Source organism: Prevotella sp. LCP21S3_D2 (genome assembly GCF_052118345.1).
GTDB lineage: Bacteria > Bacteroidota > Bacteroidia > Bacteroidales > Bacteroidaceae > Prevotella.
The window spans coordinates 26,955-47,181 of sequence record NZ_JBQKHJ010000009.1; the positions used below are offsets into that span (position 1 = coordinate 26,955).

Annotated in this window: 15 protein-coding genes and 1 tRNA gene; 6 read left to right on the plus strand and 10 right to left on the minus strand. The window is 40.7% G+C overall.

Annotated elements, in window-relative coordinates:
• From ACTQ16_RS07755 to ACTQ16_RS07780, 6 genes are read right to left on the minus strand one after another with little or no spacing between them, the layout of a single operon-like run.
• Complete coding sequence (locus ACTQ16_RS07755; RefSeq protein ID WP_264958773.1) at nucleotides 1-2,130, minus strand: AAA family ATPase; 2,130 nt, start codon at nucleotides 2,128-2,130, stop codon at nucleotides 1-3.
• Complete coding sequence (locus ACTQ16_RS07760; protein WP_022328753.1) at nucleotides 2,127-2,363, minus strand: hypothetical protein; 237 nt, start codon at nucleotides 2,361-2,363, stop codon at nucleotides 2,127-2,129. Before ACTQ16_RS07760 ends, ACTQ16_RS07755 begins: the two co-directional genes overlap by 4 nt.
• Nucleotides 2,360-4,600 (minus strand): DEAD/DEAH box helicase family protein, encoded by a 2,241-nt coding sequence (locus tag ACTQ16_RS07765; protein ID WP_441936858.1) that lies wholly within the window; start codon nucleotides 4,598-4,600, stop codon nucleotides 2,360-2,362. Before ACTQ16_RS07765 ends, ACTQ16_RS07760 begins: the two co-directional genes overlap by 4 nt.
• A gap of 35 nt (nucleotides 4,601-4,635) precedes the next feature.
• The gene (locus tag ACTQ16_RS07770; protein WP_441932262.1) at nucleotides 4,636-5,736 is read right to left on the minus strand and encodes a phosphoadenosine phosphosulfate reductase; all 1,101 of its coding nucleotides are present in this window, start codon (nucleotides 5,734-5,736) and stop codon (nucleotides 4,636-4,638) included.
• A 29-nt stretch (nucleotides 5,737-5,765) separates the two neighbouring features.
• Nucleotides 5,766-8,981: a hypothetical protein gene (locus ACTQ16_RS07775; RefSeq protein ID WP_441936859.1), complete on the minus strand. Its 3,216-nt coding sequence runs from the start codon at nucleotides 8,979-8,981 to the stop codon at nucleotides 5,766-5,768.
• Nucleotides 8,968-9,831 (minus strand): DUF4007 family protein, encoded by an 864-nt coding sequence (locus ACTQ16_RS07780; RefSeq protein ID WP_441936860.1) that lies wholly within the window; start codon nucleotides 9,829-9,831, stop codon nucleotides 8,968-8,970. The genes ACTQ16_RS07775 and ACTQ16_RS07780 overlap by 14 nt, the downstream gene beginning before the upstream one ends.
• A gap of 520 nt (nucleotides 9,832-10,351) precedes the next feature.
• Between ACTQ16_RS07780 and ACTQ16_RS07785 the strand changes: the two genes are divergently transcribed.
• Complete coding sequence (locus tag ACTQ16_RS07785) at nucleotides 10,352-10,885, plus strand: hypothetical protein (protein ID WP_294967667.1); 534 nt, start codon at nucleotides 10,352-10,354, stop codon at nucleotides 10,883-10,885.
• A 419-nt stretch (nucleotides 10,886-11,304) separates the two neighbouring features.
• Nucleotides 11,305-11,760: a DUF6078 family protein gene (locus tag ACTQ16_RS07790; RefSeq protein WP_217761015.1), complete on the plus strand. Its 456-nt coding sequence runs from the start codon at nucleotides 11,305-11,307 to the stop codon at nucleotides 11,758-11,760.
• A gap of 546 nt (nucleotides 11,761-12,306) precedes the next feature.
• Here ACTQ16_RS07790 and ACTQ16_RS07795 read toward each other — a convergent pair.
• Nucleotides 12,307-13,617 (minus strand): S28 family serine protease, encoded by a 1,311-nt coding sequence (locus tag ACTQ16_RS07795; RefSeq protein WP_441936939.1) that lies wholly within the window; start codon nucleotides 13,615-13,617, stop codon nucleotides 12,307-12,309.
• A 213-nt stretch (nucleotides 13,618-13,830) separates the two neighbouring features.
• On the opposite strand from ACTQ16_RS07795, the gene ACTQ16_RS07800 reads away from it, so the two are divergent.
• Nucleotides 13,831-14,268, plus strand: coding sequence for a Fur family transcriptional regulator (locus ACTQ16_RS07800; RefSeq protein WP_441936862.1), 438 nt, complete (start codon nucleotides 13,831-13,833; stop codon nucleotides 14,266-14,268).
• A gap of 168 nt (nucleotides 14,269-14,436) precedes the next feature.
• Here ACTQ16_RS07800 and ACTQ16_RS07805 read toward each other — a convergent pair.
• Nucleotides 14,437-14,509, minus strand: a tRNA-Lys gene (locus ACTQ16_RS07805).
• Between the two features lie 206 nt (nucleotides 14,510-14,715).
• Between ACTQ16_RS07805 and ACTQ16_RS07810 the strand changes: the two genes are divergently transcribed.
• Nucleotides 14,716-15,084 carry a DMT family protein gene (locus ACTQ16_RS07810; protein ID WP_217761017.1) on the plus strand — a complete coding sequence of 123 codons (369 nt, stop codon included), beginning with the start codon at nucleotides 14,716-14,718 and terminating at the stop codon, nucleotides 15,082-15,084.
• A 39-nt stretch (nucleotides 15,085-15,123) separates the two neighbouring features.
• Nucleotides 15,124-16,407 (plus strand): O-acetylhomoserine aminocarboxypropyltransferase/cysteine synthase family protein, encoded by a 1,284-nt coding sequence (locus ACTQ16_RS07815; protein ID WP_294967675.1) that lies wholly within the window; start codon nucleotides 15,124-15,126, stop codon nucleotides 16,405-16,407.
• A 173-nt stretch (nucleotides 16,408-16,580) separates the two neighbouring features.
• Here the strand turns inward: ACTQ16_RS07815 and ACTQ16_RS07820 are convergent, their stop codons facing one another.
• Complete coding sequence (locus tag ACTQ16_RS07820) at nucleotides 16,581-17,384, minus strand: MBL fold metallo-hydrolase (RefSeq protein WP_218416730.1); 804 nt, start codon at nucleotides 17,382-17,384, stop codon at nucleotides 16,581-16,583.
• A 112-nt stretch (nucleotides 17,385-17,496) separates the two neighbouring features.
• Between ACTQ16_RS07820 and ACTQ16_RS07825 the strand changes: the two genes are divergently transcribed.
• A complete protein-coding gene (locus ACTQ16_RS07825) occupies nucleotides 17,497-17,976 on the plus strand; it encodes a hypothetical protein (RefSeq protein ID WP_294967680.1) in 480 nt (159 codons plus the stop codon).
• On the opposite strand, the gene tamL is transcribed toward ACTQ16_RS07825, so the two are convergent.
• On the minus strand, nucleotides 17,930-20,122 hold the full coding sequence (gene tamL / locus ACTQ16_RS07830) for a translocation and assembly module lipoprotein TamL (RefSeq protein ID WP_441936863.1): 2,193 nt from the start codon (nucleotides 20,120-20,122) through the stop codon (nucleotides 17,930-17,932). The two genes, ACTQ16_RS07825 and tamL, sit on opposite strands and share 47 nt — an antisense overlap.
• Nucleotides 20,123-20,227: the final 105 nt, after the last annotated feature.

Consider the following 20,227-nt stretch of genomic DNA (forward strand, 5'->3'; position numbering starts at 1 on the left):
TTACTTTATTTTTGTTATAACTGTTTGAATTGTAGCCAGATCCTTATCATCGAAAGGCTTTTTCTTTTCAATACGGAACACTCTACCAGAGACTTCATTTACTTTGTTCTGATCAAGAACCAAATTACCCTCATAACTTTCCTTTAAGAAGCTCTTAGTCACGATAACAACCTGCTTGTCCAAATTGCTAATCACATTGAAGAACTCCGTCTCCTTAGCATCAGTAAAGGAAGAAGTTGGAGCATCGAATATCAAAGGAAACTCCGTTTCACTTCTTTGAGTGGCTAACTTGCCTATAGCAAACAATACCGACATCAAGTAAGTTGTTCTTAAAGCTGTATTAGGATTGAAGATTCTTGTATTATCACTATTCATAAGAACAGCCTCTCCTTGTCCATTAGCCTTTTCCAAAATACGGATGGTACCCTTGAAATCATTGGTATTCAAACTTTCCAAGAAGACATTCGCCTCATCTTCAATTGAATGAAGAAGACGTTTCTTGTTGGTTTCCTTTGCAGACTTGAATGCTTCCGATATTTGACGAATAATTGATGCAGCCTTGGCAAATACTGCCGCAGAAGTACCTTCAGCCAACTTACCCAACGCATCCTGAGATTCCTCAAGAGTCTTACGATGTTTTGCTCTCTGTTCCTTCAATTTTGCTATGCGATTCTCTGCACCAATCTTTTGATTCATCCAATTAGAAATATTCTCATAATTAGATAACAACTGCTCTTCAGACAAACCGTCAGTTTGAGCAAGAATACGTTTTTTCTGCTCAATCTCTACATTCAGATTTGCCTCAATCTTCTTTACCTCATCATGCAAACGATTGTTATAAGAAATAACCTCCTGAATCTTATGACGGAGTTTAGTAATCTCTGCAAGATTATCATTCAGAGAAGTATCTCTTTTTTGAAGCTCAACAATATAATTGTTCTTATAAAAAGGCTCAACTTCCTCATCTTCATTTACTTCCAAAGACTTTTGATACTCTTCTAAACGATGAAGCATAAAATTCCATGCATCACTATGCTTCTTTGCTGGACGACCACATATTTTACAAACTTCTTCATCCAACATTTCCTGCATAATTTTTTGTCCAGGAATATGAACCGGAAGTGGCACAAAGTCAGTTTGCATCTTCTTGATAGCTTTTTCTGCTCCCGCAGAAAGCAAATATGCCTTTTCCAGTTTTCTGCGTTTCAGATCCACATCATTAACCTTCTTTGAATATTCCTCTGCAATATCACCAAAGCCCATTAAAATCCACATGTCATCAAGAAGACTTGTCGTATATTCTTCCTTGATAAGAGCCTGAGTTTGAGCACGTTTTTTAGATAAAGTTTCAATTCTACGATTTACCATTATCAGCAATTTTGATGCTTCTTTACTCTGCTCGATACTCTTCAATAGATTAGAAAAATTAGAAGCTTCATCTTCTTTACGTCCAATTTCTTTCTCTATATCATCCAACATTCCCGTTTCCTGCTCAATGGTACGTCTCAATTGATTAATTTTCTCACTATTCTTACGATCTGACTTTTGGGCATTATCACGAGCCTGTTCTGCTTTTTTGGTAGCAAATTCCATAAACGAGAAATAAGCTTCAAAATCCTTAACGTCACTAAAAGTTTCTACTAACATTTTTAATGCATTTGAATTTTGAAAAACATCTAAATCACTTTCGCCTTTGAACATAGTGTATTTACGAATCTCCGAAGGCAAATCATAATCAAATTTAATGCCATCTCGAACCATGCGTTCCACTCCATTCTCCTCTATTAAAGAGAAAGAAAAATTAGACATGGTGATTTCTCCATCGAAAGATTTCGTAAAACGAAAACTCTTTTCCAAAGTCTTGACATAACCTTTATGTTCGTATGTCATTGAAACACGAACATCGTCAGACTCATCAGCCATTAGTTCCTCGCATCTTTTCTTTGAGATAAGCTTTGTGTCCATTTTACTTGTTCCGTCAGTTCGAAACAGCCACTCTAAAGCTTCAAAAAAAGTTGTCTTACCATCACCATTTGAGCCGATAATCAGATTCAATCCGTTATCAAGTTCAAAAACATTAAACTTGTAATAGCTACGGAAATTATTTATTTCAATCTTCTTTATTATCATATTATCAAGTTTTCATTTATGTAATTAAACACTGTCATGTACACTTTCTTCTGAACACTCTCATCAGTAGAACCATCAAGCTCCTTTATGATGCGAGCAACAGAAGCCACAACCACATTATCTGAATTCAAGGCTGTATATAAGTCCTCATATTCAGACTGGTCGTAATCATAGAGTTCTTGCAACTTTGTGTCATCGAGAACCATGTGAAGCATTCTTTCTTTATTTGTCATTGTATATTATCATTATTATATAAATTCAAACCATAATGTTCCATCACCTCTCTCAGTTCCAATTCTGAGTAAGAAGGATTCTCTGATAGCAATGCGAAGTTGTTCACTCTAATCAGTTCACTCTTCAGCATGGCACGCTCCATTCGATAACTACTACTATTTGGATTAATCTCAGGAGCAACAACCAAATCATGCAACACCGCTATCTTCTTCTCAGGATGTGTTCTCAACACACGTCCTCGTCGCTGAATGAACTGACGTGGATTTCCTGTACTTGAACAAAAGATTGCCAATTCACTTCTTGGAACATCAACACCCTCATCCAAACATTTCATAGAAGTCAGCACTTGAAGTTTACCACTGGCAAATTCTTCAAGAATTTCATCTCTATCCTTTTGCCCTGATACAAACTTACGCACCGTTATTTTATCATCCAGCTTCAATATCGACTTTGTATATAAATCTATAAGATGCTCAGAATCCTCATCTTGATTAAGCGTATCATCTTCAACTTCAAGATAATTAGGTTCATTTCCTTCAGGGACATATATCAGAGAATATTTCAAATTTCCTTTTTCTTGATACCGCTTCTTGATGATGTCCTCAAAAGCTTTAAGTTTGTTTGCAGCCTTATGAACAATTCGCTTTCTTGCCAACAAGAGCATTTTAAGTCCCTCATCCATTTTTGCAAAAGAGCAGGTATCATCATTGAAATACTTAGCTATTCTTTCAGACAGTTCAACATAAGCTTCTAGTTCTTCCGTGGTCAGCCGTACTATATGTGGATAATACAGATACTTACAAAGCACACCTTTTCTGATAGCTTCTTCCATACTATACTCATAAGTATAATGATTCTCTGCACCAAAGAATTTACGCAAGTTCCTGTTACCTTCATCATCGTATTGACGATCAGGTGTTGCCGATAAGCCTATTCTACGCAGATAAGGAATATAGGCTAATCGTTTCAACATACTACCCGAAGCCATATTATGGCATTCATCAGCAATCAACAACAACTGTTTTTTGCTGAAGCCATTCAATGTATTAAATACTTTTTCACGAGTATAAGATGCATAAGTAGATATAATCACATAAGAGGTCTCACGCTCATTCTTCAAACGATATTCCTCATTAAAATGAATCGACTCAACATCCTCTTTCCATAAAGGATTCCTAGAATAAACCTTTATGACATTCATAAAATTAAACTTATGACATTCTTGCTCCCACTGATTTACCAAAGTAATCGTTGGTACCAGAATTATCGCCTTATAGTATCTATTGCGCTTATAAATCTCCAACAAGCAATTCAGCGAGGTGATTGTCTTACCCGTTCCTGTGGCCATGGCAAAAAGACCTTTCTGCTTATTGTTTTTCCAGTTTTCAAAAGCCTGCTGCTGGTATTCTCTTGGACCTGATGGATATGGAAAACGTGGAGTTATCTCTTCCAGACAAATGTCCTCCCTAACCATATCTCCACCCATAAATGCCTTTTGAGCTTTTCGTTCCTGGCGAATTCTATCCAACTTCTTTTCTACATCTAGCAGCTCTTCTATGGTCGTGTCCTGATAACATGACGATACTGCCGTCTCCAACTGACTTGGAGACAGATACTCTATATCGCTTTCCTGCTCATTCATGATAAGCTCAAACTTTGCTCTTTGAGATTTGATTCTATTCTGAGTCATCTCATCAGGAGAATCGCTTCGGTCTATCTTGATTTCCTCTATGTTATAAAGCAAGCCATTAATTGTAAAATTGGCTGAACCAGTGAACGAAGTAATGGTATCATCATCACGGAATTGCCCAGTCTTAGTATGAGCAATTCCCTTATGTTTCTTTGGCTTAATGATTTTGATTTGAATTCTATTTTGAGAAATCAGATACGCCAAGCATCTGAAAAACTGATTCTGATACTCATCAAATGTCTTTCGAAGAGACTCAAAATCAGACAGATCCATACAATCTACCACTTCACCAAAGACTCCTTTCTGGATAGCTTCCTTATCTTCTTCAGATACAATCTGGTTGATGATAAGACGCATAACTCCGCCTTTTGCAATAAACGTAGCAAAGCCTTCTGCCAATACACTAATAGTGGCAGAACTGAAATAGCCCAGTTGCAGATCGAAACTGCAACTGTTCTTCAATCCATCATTAAAAAACCTTTCTGGAGAAAATTCTTCTCCAGGTATATAGGTTCCATCCTTAGCCCATTCTACATCTTTCAACATAGACGTCCCTCCGATTATATTCTAGTTATAAAGTCTTAAATAAAACAGTTGGCACAAACATATTCATCACCGAAGAGTTCGGCAAGACTAGTGCCTTTATTCTTATTTTTGTTTGTTTCCTGTCGCTTGATGATATCCAGTTTCACCTGGCGAATACGCTCTGGTTTTATCAAGTCTGCCAGACTCTCATTCTGAATCCAGGTATAACCATCCTTCTCAAACGACATTGCTTTTTTGTATAAGTCAGGATGCTGCTCATAGAGCCAAATCCATTCTATTTTCTGCTGGAAGAAACAGAAATAGCATCCGCTTCGGCTTCTACAATAGGTTCCCGTCTTACCATCCACCTCGAAAGGAATTTCCTCATAATAAGATGGTACTCCTACTCCACTATCCCTCAGCAGTCTGAAGATATCTTCCTTTACAAGCACCTCGTCGTTATCTATCAAAGGGAATGAATCCAGATGACCAACAGGATAATCCGTAGTCTTCAAGTATTCAAAGACGGCATGGTTAAACATCTTCACGTCTATATCCAACAATGCATTCAGCTTTTTGGAATAGTAGAATTGCTTGGTAATCGGTTTCTTCAACACATCTATCAAGTCTTCCTTCATCAATCCCTCAGGGCATAACTTATTGTAGATGTCAATAATCTGCTCCTGGTTTTCTTTGTGCAAAAACTTATTGATGACATCCACGCTCCAGATATTTCTTCTAAAAGGAAAGACAGACTGAATATTAGGTTTAGAAGACACATAACCGTCACGGTCTTCATCACCTCGAATACCAACATATGATACTGCATAGTCATCACCAACATATCTTTCAAACTCATCAAGTTTCATCTTCTTGGTACACCATCGAGCTTGTGGCGAAGGCAAGAATCCACCTGTAGCCTTCAGAAAATGCTCAAAGGGTGTAGGCTCAGGACTGTCTTCAGCAGCCCTAAGTCTTTTGATGTTTCCCAGATAAGCGCTCAATCTATCAATCAGCAATTCCGTCTCAGCCAATTCACAGCCTGTATCAGAATTATAATACTCAATCTTTAAGTTTGGGTATTTCTGCTTGAGATAGATGGCCAAAGCCGCACTATCCTTTCCGCCAGATATTCCTAAAATATTTCTTACTTTCATTTTGCTCTATTCATTTTACGGAAGAGGCTTTAACCCAACTTCTTATTCAATATTTTCAACAATGTACATACCGATACATTGTCATTTCCAATGCCATCAAGTAGCTTGTCGATGCTCTTTTCCAATTCCTCAGCCTTCTGCATCTCGCTTTCTGGCAATCTGAAAGTCTGAGAATGGATACTGCTGCCCTTCGTTGAAACCAAATCCAACGAATAAATCTCATCTGATTCATCCTCTGCCACCTTGGATATGTCAGAATATTTCTCACATTCATGGAAGAGCATAAGCAAACTGTCAATCAGTTTTTCTTCTTGATCGTCGCGCAATCGCTCTAATGGTTGCTCCAATGCCGTATAGCAAATAGACTGATACCACTCATTACGATTATCAAACTCAGCCATCACATGCTGATAGAATTCCTTTAGTCTATCTGTCAGGAGATATTCCTTAACATGAGCCAAACGCTTTCTGATCTCTACCACATATTCAGAATAATCGTATGACTCGATGCCCAATGTTTCCAACAAGCGACCTTCCACACGGTCTATCATATCAGAATAGCAAGAACGAAGTTCCTTGACTGCCCGATTAATGACATAACAGAACTCTTGTACTTTATCAGGATTCTGCAAAGCTTCCTTGTCGTAGCCCAGAGCCTCAGGCAAATCCTCAAAGAATGTCTTCTCCGGGTCCTTTGCCCTAGCCAGAGTATCACGGAATCTTACCGTCTGCTCATGGTTGAACTTACGGGTATGCTTGGCATAATCATTCAATCTCTTGTTATAGAAGAAAAAGAATGGCTTGATGGTTTCAATGAAATCATCGCTCTTGATACTTCCCATGGCTTCTACATTCAGGAACTTGCGGTACTGATTGAATATCTGCACCTTCACACCTGTCACGTCGAATGCCTTGACCAGATATTCTCCCGGATGCTTCTGCAATAACTCGAAGAACTCCATGTTGATATTTGGGATATATGCTCCATTGGTTCCATACAGAGAGAAATCCTGCTTCTTTATATATAAATAGGTGGGAATCCAGAAATCCAGGAATCCCTGCTTCAACTTATATGGTTTTGCTGACAACTTCTTAATCAGCTCAGAAATCTTACGAGGTTTGAAAGTCGTAGATTTCAGGAATTCCTCACATGCATCCCACAAAGGCATGATTCCTTCATTGGATGGCACATCAGCAAACTCTCCATTCACATGAAGTCCCGTACTCTTCAAGAGAGAATAATAGATGGTTTTCTCCGGTGGGAACTTGTCGCCAGGGAATCCTAAGTCCTGTTCATTGCTCTGGTTCAGCAATGCAGCCAGGTACTTACCTTTCGCACTAGAGATTGAACCACTCAACTTATGCTTGTTGAACAATTCATTGTTCATCACAGGAGTCTGAGAATAAATCTCATCGCATACCACTGACAGCAACTGGTTGAAGTCTCTTAAGGAGCAAACCTCTCTTTCCTCTCCCATGAAAATCCAAGTAACATCTCCATTATATGCAAACAAGCTATCACTGATAGATTTATTGAGAACCACTTTCTCATACTCCATCAGATTATTGATTTCGTTGATAGCAACCTTATCAGATTTATCTACCAACACCTTGCTCAATATATATTTGTACTTTTCTATCAGATAGAGGTGAGACACCAACTCGTCTGTATTTCTGAAACAAACAAAGATGATGGCATTCTCACTCTTTTCACTCAGCTCGCAAATCTCCTCCAACACTTTCTTACGGGAAGAGAAGATCAACTGAATATATCCATCAGTATCGCCAGTAGGAGTCTTGTCCACTCCTTCACCCAGCACTTCATACTCAAAGTATCTTGGAGTACCTTTCTGGAAATAGCAAGCCTTGACAGGAGCCACCTTCTTGAAACAATAGTTTCTGATATCATCCACAAAGTTTACAGGACGGCTAACCACCAAACCAGCCTTGCGGATTTCATCTTCTATATTGATATCTGTGCCATCAAAAAGAATGTAGCGGAACTTATAGCTGGCATATCGGATAATCTTGAATTGCTCCAACTTCTTTAAAAGCCCCGTTGGGTTTTCTATATTCAAAGCAGTCTTGGCATACAGAGCAGTATCTTCACGGTTCATCTTAAATGAAGCATTGCCGAAAAGATTCTGTAATCCGATGGCTTTCACCAGCTTGATGGCATCTACAAGGTCTGTCTTGGTTTCCCATAGTTGACCTTCCACTCTCTCGATGGCAACCTGCATTGAACTCCATTGCATGGAGTCGGCATTCGCCTCCTTCAGGTAAGAGTAGAAATTATAGTAGATATAATCATAGCAGCACTGAAGCTGATATATCTTTCCCTCATATTCAGACAAAGAGTTACGTCCCCTTGCATTCAAGAAAGAGAACAAAGAACGCTCATTCTGTCCATATCTCTGAATGGCCTGTGTAATGACGTATGCAGCAAATGGTTCCAGCGGAGCCAATGCCTGTGCAGTTGCTTCTGAAAAGTTTTGAGAAACAAAGCCAGTTTTCTTTGCCAACGAAGCCAGTGAATCAATCAAAGAATCATCATTTTGCATGGTTCTACTGGCATCAATCTGCGTAGAAGCCAGATAGAGAAGTTGCTCTATCGGTTCTACGAATACCAACTCCTGGAAACGCCCCTTTACTTTCGTCCACTCTTCTTTCTGTACTTCATTCAACTTACGGGAGTAGGCGTTGAAATTCTGATGAAGCGTAGTCAGAAGAAGGATATTTCTGGATGGCACATTCACGAACTCAGCCAATTTCTGCATGAAGTAAAGTTCACGCTCCGGATTATTCTTGGCAGCATGCTCCAGCACCTTGCCAAACTCATCAATGAAGATAACCAGGAATTTTCCCTGGCTCTTCAGTTTGTTATATTTGGTTTTGAGTTCATCCAGAATGCTATCAGCAGTGCCATCAACAGAGAGTTTTTGACTCAACAAGACAGACAGTTCCTTATAGTCGCCAACAATTTTAAGAACTTCAAACTTCTTCTCTGAAAGTTCAGAAGGATTCAACAAATCATATTGCTTACCTCCCATCAAGTCTCTTTCCAAAGCCAATAAGAAACTTGACTTACCTGTTCCATAAGAGCCAATGATGGTATAAGAATGAACTCCCGATCGAAATCCATTCGCAATACCCTCTGCCACTTGGCGAGCATTAGGAGTTACGATATATTTGGCCTCACTAGCAAAGCCTTCCTCTATGTTTGCTGATAAACTAAACTGTCGCATTCTTATAATACTTATCTAAAACATCAATGTCCTTCAAAGAAGAACCTTCCTTAAACAATAACTGACGGATACCTGCATTATCACTATACTGTACATACTCTAAATAATGCTCACCTATAGACTGGGCCATATCTATGACCTCTGCATCTGTCATGCAGAACATTAAGCCTATTTCCTGCAATGTATCATATGATACAGACTTATCTTTACCTTTTTCCTGAAGAATGGCATATAAGAAAATCTCCATCGGAACCCTGCGCTTACCTTCGATATTGAAGGCGAACGTCTTACCATTATCTTCAGTTCTTATCAGATCCAAATCAATCAAAAGAGAAGAATAATCCTCAAACGACTTGGCTTTATAAGGCTGGGCATAGTTCTGCAACAGTACACCCACATCTTTCTTGGTGGTATTCACATTAAAGATTTTGTCCTTTCCATCCTCTATCATCAGTCTTTTCACGAAGTTTACCAATTGCTCCCTTTCAAAGACCTTGCGTTCTTTTTGGAATTGCACAAAAGTAATATGATAAAGCGTTGCTTCTTTCAAACTGACCAGAAGGTAGTGAAGCAACCACAAAGTTCCCAAACTTTCAATGTACTTATCTACGCCTTCTGATTCATCGAATAAATAAACTGCTATTCTGCTTGGCTTATCCTGATTGGAAATACCAAACACCTTGAGCCAATATCGGATAGAAGAAACCATGTTTTTTCCCACTCCCAAAGCTATTACAGCATCAGAAGCATTGAAGTTTCCTCCATCTATCATAAAGTTATATCCCTTGGTGAGCCATAAGGTTTTGCAAGGAAAAGATTCATGTCCAGAGAGTGTATATTTGTTGTACATCTATCTTCTTCAAAGCGATAGAATCCCGGTATCGTGAGTTGTGTTAGTATTCTGTTAGGCCTCTATAAAACGGAAACGTGGGATTCTCCTTGCCCATCCCACCACTCGAAGGCCTTCGCATTGCCCTAGTTGAAAGAGACGGACAATGCAGAAAGCCCACGTTATGGTATATGATGATTCCATGTACGAACATATAGTCATACACGATACCAAAACATACAGTTATGGTATGTATACGACAAATCGCAGCAGGATACTATACACCCTCCGTGAGCATTCACCATTGTCACATCTACGTCCAACTAAAGGTAAAGTTGCGAAGTTTACGAGTAGTCGCAGACGAACGTTAGTAAACGCTCTATTTCATAAAAGTCACACCCACCCGCTCAGCCCTACGGGCTTTCTGCGGTAGAATGCAATTGCAAAAATAACAATAATTTCCGAAAAACGTGCGCTTATCTCGAATTATTTTAGTATATTTGCAGAAAAAGTTATCAAACCCATAAAAATATAGCAGATTATGACTACATATCTCAGATTCTTTGACTACGATGAAGCCTTCGATTACTATTGCGAGCTCATCGATAAGATGCTACAATGTACTAACAAGAATAATCATACACGCATCATCGCCAAACCAACACTTATCCTATCCATCATAGAGCTGATGGAAAACGGAAAAACGGTCAACCATTTCACTTATGAAGAGATTGCACCTATATACCAAGGCATTTTCGGGAAGTTTTTCTTAAAAGCTCATCAAGAGAACCTTACCCCCTTACATTATCCGTATTATTTCTTGAAATCAGATAAGTTCTGGCATTTAGTCTGGACAAATGCTGAAGTAAAAACGGAATCTCCTTCAAAAGCGTGGCTAGATAGAAATACCCAATATGCCTACATTGATCAAGAGCTTTGGATACTACTCTCTCATCCTACTTATCGAGATAGACTAAAGGACTATATCATAAAGGAAAAAGTTCTAAAAGTATTCAAAGAAGAGAAAGACAAGGGCATATTCAAAACTTTGGTGCAACTACTAATGATAATATAAAACCAGAAGAATCCTGTCAACAAGGCGATAAATGGCAACATCAAACATGCTCACGCAAAAAAGTTTTTTCTCGAAAAAAGTCTCAAAGTATCATTATTCGACTCAAATATAGGATTATATCATTAATATTCAACACTTTAGCAAAATGAGACTTCTCTAAAAAATGGAGGGAGAAGTATCATCGAAGTATCATAAATCAAGGAGAAGTATCATCAAAATCGGGCTTGGTGCTAGAAAAATATGCCAAAATGTGTTTAAAATAAGCATAAAAAAGATAAAATACTCATGCTCATGGGGAAAAAGATAAAATACTTATGCTCATGGGAAATAGAAAATAGATAAAACACTCATGCTCAAGGCAATAAATACACTTTTTCTGCGTTAAGAGAGAAAGTTATTTATTTAAATACTTACGAAACATGGATGAAAAGGAATTATTGAAAAAGGCTTTTAAGTACGGAAACGTACCTAGCAACATCACCTATTGCTTCACCGAACCATGTCCGATGAAAGACAAATGCATACACTATCTCTCTGCACTCTACAAAAACGAGGAGACTGATAGAGGAGACGCCATCTTCCCTAATGCTCTCAAAAACGGGAAATGCAAGTACTTCGCACCACTCCGTGTCGTGAAAATGGCATGGGGATTCGACAAACTCTTTGCTGAAATGAAAGTAAAAGACGCTCCTTCCTTGCGCGCTGAAATGAGAGACTACCTCGGCAGCAAAGGACAATACTATCGATACAAACTGGGACAACTCAAACTCTTGCCGGAACAGCAGAAATATATCAAGCAACTCTTCGCTCGATACGGATATAAGGATGTTGAGTTCGAGCACTTCTCTGATGAGATTGACTTCACTAAAATCTAACCTTTCTAGAAGTGTCTAGTATTTCAGTTTTATAAAACTGATAGTGTCTACTTTTCCAGTTTATAAAGTATGTCAATACAAACTAGGAATAAGGTAAAAAACTGACAAGTAGGACTAGGAATAATGACCATAAGGAGATCTGTCACAGCCCGTTAAGCGGTCTATCTGTGCCCATCAGACGGGCACTCAGAGACCAAGTGGTGGGCATCGAGAGAACAAGTAACGGGCACTGATTGCCCGTACCGCGGGCATCGAGTGCCCAAATTGAGAGCCTAAATTTGGGCACTCAATGCCGGTGAGTTGATTGATTGTTATTTTGATTTTAAACATTAAAAACGAATAAAAAACGAATAAAAAACGAAGTACCTTGTAAAGAAAAAGTAAAAATCATGACACTTCTATGATACTTTAATGATACTTCTCGGCTCTAAAACCGAGAAGTATCATTTTGTTATCTCTCTATCCATCAAGTCTTTAAGTCAATATTTTCAACAGAAAAATGAGACTTTGAGACTTTTTTCGAGAAAAAACTTTTTCGCGTAAAACTTATTCCTTTAACCATCCACTAATCAGGTTGATGATTTCCTGTCTTGTTGGCTCAGGGAATGAAAGGATGCGAGCCTTGTGCGAACCACCAGGACACATATATACATGCAGGTTCTTCTTGTTCTTGGTGAACGGCAAACCATAGATACCGGATGCTCCCCATGGGTCAATGTCACCATAGATATATACCATCTTCGGATCGTTCTTGGTCAGGAAGTCGACAGTATGATTGTAAAGCGCTGGCGAGAACTTCACATTCTCAGCACCCTTTGGTACCATCAATCGCTTCAGATATCCCTTAGCCGTCTTGATGCTGAGATATTTCTTGAACGGTTTGGTATAATAGCCATAATATCCCAACTCTCTTGCAGCCTGCACGTCAAACGAAGCGGTAGCATTATAATTGGTGAAATAGCTTGGCTCACACATATTGATCCAGTAATCAAACACTTTTTTGTCATCCGTATCACTTGCAGGAATCTGATTGATATCCTCGCCCCACTGCCAGAAAGCAAAAGCATATTCAAATACCGAGAAGTCGAAAATTTCTGGCAATGGAGCATTAAAGACATACTTCTTCTCATTGCAATACTTCTCGAACATTGGCAACAAGGCTGCCTTGCGCTTAAAGAGAAGCAACTGGAAATTGAGCACCTTCAGTCTGTTCTCCTTTGTGGATACCTGATACTGCAGGAACTTTTCATGTCTGCCATCCTCTACACCCTTATTGAGCGGTGCTACGTATGGTACTGAGATATCTACATCATCAGGAAAATAAGAACGATAAAACATTGTTGTCTGTCCACCCTTGCTGATACCGGTAGCAATCCACTTGCCCTTATACATCGCATGCAAAGTTTTGTTCACATGATGCAGGTCATAAAGCGAATTTTCTACGGTAAGGTAATCCCAGTTACAAGGATTAGGCATCGACTTATCGAAATAGCGATACTCCACGGTGATGATATTGGTATCGAAGAGTTTGGAAAGTTCCTCGATATATCCCTCATGCAAGGCATAGTTGGCATCATATCCTTCTGTCACGAGAACGGTAGGACGGTCGAATCCACGATGGCACAGAACCACTCTCTGCTCAAAGCTACCCTTGGAAGCATCCTTGCCATCCAATTGCTGCTTGATGAAGAACACATATTTCTCCGGGAAATGTGTACTCTTCAGTGTTTCCACATCACTTACTCCTGGCAAAGCTGCCAATCGCTTACCAGCCTCTCCTAATTCTGCCGCCAATATCTGCAAAGGCAGAATCAACAAAAGCAGCATTAGTCCGAAGGCAGACTTCACGCTGCTCATTCGGTTTCTAAAAGTTTTCTGATTCATTCTTATCTCTTTTATAAATTCTTATTCAGCGTTCTGAAGTGCAAAGGTACTTCAAAAAATAGAGAATAGAGAACATGAAGAAGAAAAAAGCAAATATTTATAATAAAAAAGCGCAAATATCTTATTATATTTCGTATCTTTGCACCTAGATAGATAAAATAATAACAAATACATATATATAATAAGGTGGAAACAGAAGATATTATCCAAAAATTGGAGGCAAAGGGTATTAAACCGACAGCCAACCGTATACTCGTGATGAAAGCTTTGAAGAGCGACTCTCATCCCCAGAGCCTCAGCATGCTGGAACGAAAGATGATGACGATGGACAAGTCGAGCATCTTCCGTGTGCTTACGCTTTTTCTGGAGCATGACGTGGTTCATGCTTTTGAGGACGGACGAGGTATCCTGAATTATGAGATATGCGAAGAGGACGGCGCATGTGATCATCACGATGGTCATATTCATTTTTATTGTGAATCCTGCCAGCGTTCTTTCTGTATGGAAGACATTCATATTCCGAGTTTCCAGTTGCCCGAAGGTTTCTTCCCCCACTCTGTTTCTTTCGTCATCAAGGGGGAATGCCCTGAATGTAGGAAGAAAGGCTGTGGCAGAAGCATCTAGACTAGAGTATAGTTCATAGTATAGATAAGGCACGGATTACACGGATTTATAGCGCTCATGTAAATAAAGCGCATTTATAATCTCATAGAAAAATCCGTGTAATCCGTGCCTAAAAACAGAAAGCAAAAAAACTCCGAAGAACAAAAGTTCCTCGGAGTTTTCTGTTTGTACACCCTTAGGGATTCGAACCCTAGACCCACTGATTAAGAGTCAGTTGCTCTACCAACTGAGCTAAGGGTGCATCCATTTCGTAAAAGCGAGTGCAAAGGTACTACTATTTTTTGAAACTACCAAATTTTTTCTCAATTATTTTCACTTATTATGCAAAAAAGTGGTAAAAAGCACTCAAAACAGACTTTTTTTCATCTAAAACACGATGTTTTCGGACAAATCCTTCGTATTTTCGATGTTTTGTAGTACCTTTGCACACATTAAACAATTATTGTTATGAATGGTATATATACTATATTATTATTGGTACTGAGCAATATTTTCATGACATTGGCTTGGTACGGGCATCTCAAACTTCAGCAGACAGGGGTGAGCAGCAACTGGCCTCTGATAGGAGTCATCGCCTTCAGTTGGGCCATAGCCTTCTTTGAATATTGCTGTCAGGTACCAGCCAACCGCATCGGATTCATAGACAATGGCGGTCCTTTCAATCTGGTACAGCTGAAAGTGATACAAGAATGCGTATCGCTTATCGTCTTTGCCATCATTGCCAACATCCTCTTCCAGGGACAGGGATTGCATTGGAATCACCTGGCTGCATTCATCTGCCTGATAGCGGCAGTATATTTCGTATTTATGAAATAAACATATAATACAATAACAACATAAAAAACATAACCGACAATGGAAAAGAAATTGCGTGTTGCTTCCCTCTGCGTACAGGGAGGCTATGAACCAAAGAACGGCGAGCCGATTGAGGTGCCAATCTATCAGAGTACGACATTTAAATATGACAATTCTGAGGAGATGGCGATGCTCTTCGATTTGAAGAAAGAGGGATATTTCTATACCCGACTCCAGAACCCAACTAATGATGTTGTGGCCAAGAAGATTGCTCAGCTTGAGGGTGGCGTGGGCGCAGTGTTGACTTCCAGCGGTCAGGCTGCCAACTTCTACGCTGTGTTCAACATCTGCGAGGCAGGCGACCACATCGTCACCTCTAACGAGATTTACGGTGGCACCTTCAATCTCTTCGGTGTAACCTTGAAGAAACTCGGTATCGAGTGCACCTTCGTAAATCCTAACGACAGCGAGGAGGAAATCCAGAAGGCTTTCCGTCCAAATACCAAGGTAGTTTTTGGTGAAACCATCAGCAATCCTGGCTGTGCAGTACTCGATATCGAGAAGTTTGCACGCATCGCTCATAAGAACGGTGTACCTCTCATCGTAGACAACACCTTCGCCACACCTATCAACTGTCGTCCATTTGAATGGGGAGCCGACATCGTTACCCACTCTACCACTAAATATATGGATGGTACAGCCTCTCAGGTAGGTGGCGTTGTTGTGGATAGCGGCAACTTCGACTGGATGGCGAATGCCGAGAAGTTCCCTGGTCTCTGCACACCGGATGAGAGCTACCACGGATTGACCTACGTAAAGGCATTCGGCAAGATGGGATATACAACCAAACTGGTGGCTCAGCTGATGCGTGACCTGGGTTCTATCCCTGCACCAATGAATTCGTTCATCCTGAACTTAGGTCTTCAGAGTCTCCATCTCCGTATGCGTCAGCATTGCGAGAATGCACAGAAGGTAGCAGAATTCCTGCAGAACGATGAGCGTGTGGCTTGGGTTCACTATAGCGGACTGAAGGGCGATGAATATTATAATCTTGCCCAGAAGTACATGCCAAACGGCACCTGCGGTGTTATCGCATTCGGATTGAAGGGTGACCGCGAAACAGCAATCAAGTTCATGGATTCGCTCGATATGATTAATATCGTGACTCATGTGGCTGATGCCCGTACTTGCGTGCTCCATCCAGCCAGCCATACCCACCGTCAGCTTTCAGACGAGCAGTTGAAAGAGGCAGGTGTTGCCCCAGATTTGATTCGTTTGTCAGTAGGTATCGAGGATGTCGAAGATATTCTGGATGATATCAAGCAGGCATTGGATAAAATTTAGAAGAAGAGGGTGGCATAAACTTCTCAGGATATAGATAAGGCACGGATTACACGGATTTATGGTGCCAATATAAGTTAAGCGATTATCATCTCTCATAAAAAATCCGTGTAATCCGTGTAATCCGTGCCTAAAAACTGCAAAGGAAAGACTTTATGCCACACCTTCCTTTTTATTTACTCCAGTTTATAAATCTCACTAGGCGTCTTCCGCTTCAGCACTTCCAGTTCGAAGTCCTTTCCTGCAACTATTCCTTTGCTTCGCAGAATCTGCTCCACGGTCTTTCTCGCCAGTTCGGGATGATTGTTCTCCTCACTGAGATGGCAGAGCCAGACATGGCGAAGGAGGGGTGTGGCATAATCGGCCAATGCATTAGCACAGTCATCATTGCTGAGATGACCGTTAGGTCCCAGAATTCGATCCTTCAGATACTGAGGATAAGGTCCCTGCTGAAGCATCTCTACACTATGGTTGGCCTCTATCACCAGATAGTTGGAACGACTGATAAAATCGTGCATCTCCTCAGTGATATGCCCCACATCAGTAATAAGACAGAAGGTTACGCCTCCACACTCTACAAAATAGCCCACATTATCAGTACTGTCATGAGGCACCCCAAAAGGAGTCACCTTAAACTCCCCCACATTGAAAGGTACGCTTTTCTCGATGACATGCACATGATTGGGCGCAATTTTCTTTCGGACGCAATAATTGCGCTCGATACCTACATGAACTTTACGGGTTGTATATACTGGTAGTTTATAATCAGTACTCAAGCTGCCCACCGACTTTACATGGTCGGCGTGGTCATGAGTGATGAGGATGTGATGTACATCCTCGAAGCGTAATCCATAGTTATGGAAGTGCTTCTTCAGTGTTCTGATTCCTACTCCAACGTCTATCAATATCGAATCCGTATCAGTGTAAAGATAGTAGCTGTTGCCACTACTTCCACTGCCAAAGGATATAAATCTTAGCATTTTAATTGTTATTTTACTGCAAAGTTAGCAAAAAAGATTCTTATTACAAAGTTTTTTACTATCTTTGTGCACAAAAAAAGCAAATAAATAGATATTTTAAGAAATAGGAATCATGATAAAAAAACATATAATTGCCATAGGAATGGCTGTAGTAGCCATAACTACAAGCCTTTACACCCTTACAGGATGTCAGGCACACGAAGGTAACGAAGAACAGTTGGAAAACGACCTAGATTCTTTTGCCACCTATTATTATAACTGGCAATTTCCAAAGGCTGTCAAGTTCTGTACTGCCAGTTCAGAACCATGGCTGAAGTATGCTGCCAGCAATGTACATGAAGCAGATGTGGAACTTTTAAGGAACAAGGCAGAGGATGCCACGGTAGAAATCAACGACATCGATTTCGGTGATGACGAAGTAAGCGCCATTGCTGATATCACCGTGCGGAACTTCCTGCAGATGGACAGCATTGGCGAGGAAGCACACCTCGTAGAAGAGGCCGACTTCCTGTTGCCAATGTGTATGGAAAATGGGGTATGGAAGGTTAGAATGGCAAGCCTACCGCAAAGTGGAAAGAAAAATCACGACTAAGCTTTGGATGAATAATCGCCCAATGCTCATCTCCACTCTCATAAGCAGGATTAATCGCCTTCATACCCATATCCAGACGTAAGATGAAATAATCAAAATTCAATCGGAGTCCCAAACCATACGCTGCAGCTATCTGCTTATAGAACTCATTTATCTTGAACTGTCCTCCTGGCTGTTCGGCATAATTGCGGAGCGTCCAGATATTACCGGCATCCAGGAACAGCGCTCCTTCAAACTTCCAGAAAAGAGCAGTACGATACTCTGCATTCAAATCCAGCTTCAAATCTCCCGTCTGGTTGATGAAGTCGATTCTGCCATCATTTCCTTTATATTTACCAGGACCCAATTCTCTGACTCCCCATCCTCTCACCGAGTTGGCACCACCTGAGAAGTATCGCTTCTCGAAAGGCAGCACGGTACTGTTGCCATACGGATAGGCCACACCAAGACCGGCATGCAGCGCCAGGGCATTGCGCTTATCCAACTGCAGGAGATGGGTATAGTCGAAATCAAACTTGGCATACTGAGCGTATGCGATGTTCAGGAACGTATGCTGTCCCTGCGAATTGGTTCTGAATCCCAGGGTCTTAGAGAAACCATCGAGCAGATTGCCTGCCGACTCCACATTCAATCGGAAAGCATCTACCCCATTGCTATAGGTCAGTCCAAATCCCATCTTCATGATAAAGATATCTTCGTAATTATAGCGCAAGATGGCATTTCTATTATCAACATTGTCGAGATAATCCTTCTTGAATGTCTCCGAAATCCAAGGCATATATACATAGTTGAGATCGAGCAGGTCGAAACGCCAAGCCAGATGATGACGTGGTTCAGCCCAGCGATAACGCCATGCCGTTGAGAAGACACGGCGATGGAACTCCGGACGGTTCTGTAAATCCCAGCTTACAGACAACTCGCTATTAGCCGTTTGTCTACGACGGAAATTCTTGGAAAGGAAAGGTGCCACGAATCGTGGGAACACCAACTTTCCCTCTACCGAATACTCGGTATAGTTCTGGTCCTGGTATCCCTCCAGACCAGTTATTGCCTCGTAAGCGCCACGGAGTTCGATGCTCAGCTGTTCACTGCCACGGAATAGATTTCTGTTGGTATAAGTGAGCGATGCAGCTGCACCAAAATCGCCTGCCGTATTGGTTCCTTCCGGCTGGAAAGAAATAGTAGAAGGCTTATTAGTGCTAACCTGAATATTACAATCCAGCAGACGGTTGAAGTCATCATCACCAGCATTCAGATTTTTTCCGAAATAAGCTATCCTATCACTATCAGGCACTTCCGTAAATCGGATATTGGTATACTTCACCGCTTGCAGACGGGCAAAATTATTATAGGTGCGCTGCAAAGCAGAGGCACTATAAGGTCTTCCCTCCTTCAAGGCTGTAGCATTGAGCAATACCTGACGGCGAAGGTGAATACGGTCACTATCATTGCTGAGATAATTGATATTGCGAATCTGATAACGGGGATGATCTGTTTCGGGTGCATTACTGCTAGCCTTATACTTCGTAAGATGCAAGGTTAAAGCAATATCATTCTGTCCTGCTATCGTATCGGCACTAAAATAGATAAAGTCTTTGTTAAACCTAAAATAACCGTCATCCATCAGCAGGTTGGCAATGCGTTTGCGCTCATTATCAAGCGCCTCTACCGAGAAGCGCATACCCGGCTTGAGGTTCTGGTTGTCGGGGTCATCGAGATGCAGAATGTTCTGTATGTTCTCATCCTCAACATCATACTCCACCTTACCCAAGACATACGGAATGCCGGGATGCAAAATATACTTTGCATCCAGTTTCTTGCCTTCAGTGGTGGTATTGAGCGAAACGCCAGCATGCATGAATCCCTGGTTCTGCATTGCCTTGACAAGGTCCTGACAAGTAAGCCGAGCCTGCAAGGTATCGTAGATGACCGGCTTCCTGCTGAAAGGGTTCTTAAAGAGCGAAAAGAGTTTCGGCTTCTCTTTCTGGCGCACATACTGCTTGAGCGCCCCAGCATCATAATCATCTGAGTCGCTCTCCATCTCTACCTTATTTAATATATACTCTCCCTCTGGCACGTATTTGCTGGAAGAACAAGCCCCCAAGAGCAACGGCAAAGAAAGGATGAAAATCGTTTGTTTCTTCACTAATCTTATTCGTTATTTGCCTAATAAGACAATGTAAATATCCATTTTAGACTGCAAAGATAATGCAAATCACAGACAATACAAAATTAAATGCGAAAAGAAATC

Coding starts and splice junctions, on each gene's coding strand:
- ACTQ16_RS07755 (WP_264958773.1), bottom strand. CDS start 2,130: ATGATAATAAAGAAGATTGAAATAAATAATTTCCGTAGCTATTACAAG.
- ACTQ16_RS07760 (WP_022328753.1), bottom strand. CDS start 2,363: ATGACAAATAAAGAAAGAATGCTTCACATGGTTCTCGATGACACAAAG.
- ACTQ16_RS07765 (WP_441936858.1), bottom strand. CDS start 4,600: ATGTTGAAAGATGTAGAATGGGCTAAGGATGGAACCTATATACCTGGA.
- ACTQ16_RS07770 (WP_441932262.1), bottom strand. CDS start 5,736: ATGAAAGTAAGAAATATTTTAGGAATATCTGGCGGAAAGGATAGTGCG.
- ACTQ16_RS07775 (WP_441936859.1), bottom strand. CDS start 8,981: ATGCGACAGTTTAGTTTATCAGCAAACATAGAGGAAGGCTTTGCTAGT.
- ACTQ16_RS07780 (WP_441936860.1), bottom strand. CDS start 9,831: ATGTACAACAAATATACACTCTCTGGACATGAATCTTTTCCTTGCAAA.
- ACTQ16_RS07785 (WP_294967667.1), top strand. CDS start 10,352: ATGACTACATATCTCAGATTCTTTGACTACGATGAAGCCTTCGATTAC.
- ACTQ16_RS07790 (WP_217761015.1), top strand. CDS start 11,305: ATGGATGAAAAGGAATTATTGAAAAAGGCTTTTAAGTACGGAAACGTA.
- ACTQ16_RS07795 (WP_441936939.1), bottom strand. CDS start 13,617: ATGAGCAGCGTGAAGTCTGCCTTCGGACTAATGCTGCTTTTGTTGATT.
- ACTQ16_RS07810 (WP_217761017.1), top strand. CDS start 14,716: ATGAATGGTATATATACTATATTATTATTGGTACTGAGCAATATTTTC.
- ACTQ16_RS07815 (WP_294967675.1), top strand. CDS start 15,124: ATGGAAAAGAAATTGCGTGTTGCTTCCCTCTGCGTACAGGGAGGCTAT.
- ACTQ16_RS07820 (WP_218416730.1), bottom strand. CDS start 17,384: ATGCTAAGATTTATATCCTTTGGCAGTGGAAGTAGTGGCAACAGCTAC.
- ACTQ16_RS07825 (WP_294967680.1), top strand. CDS start 17,497: ATGATAAAAAAACATATAATTGCCATAGGAATGGCTGTAGTAGCCATA.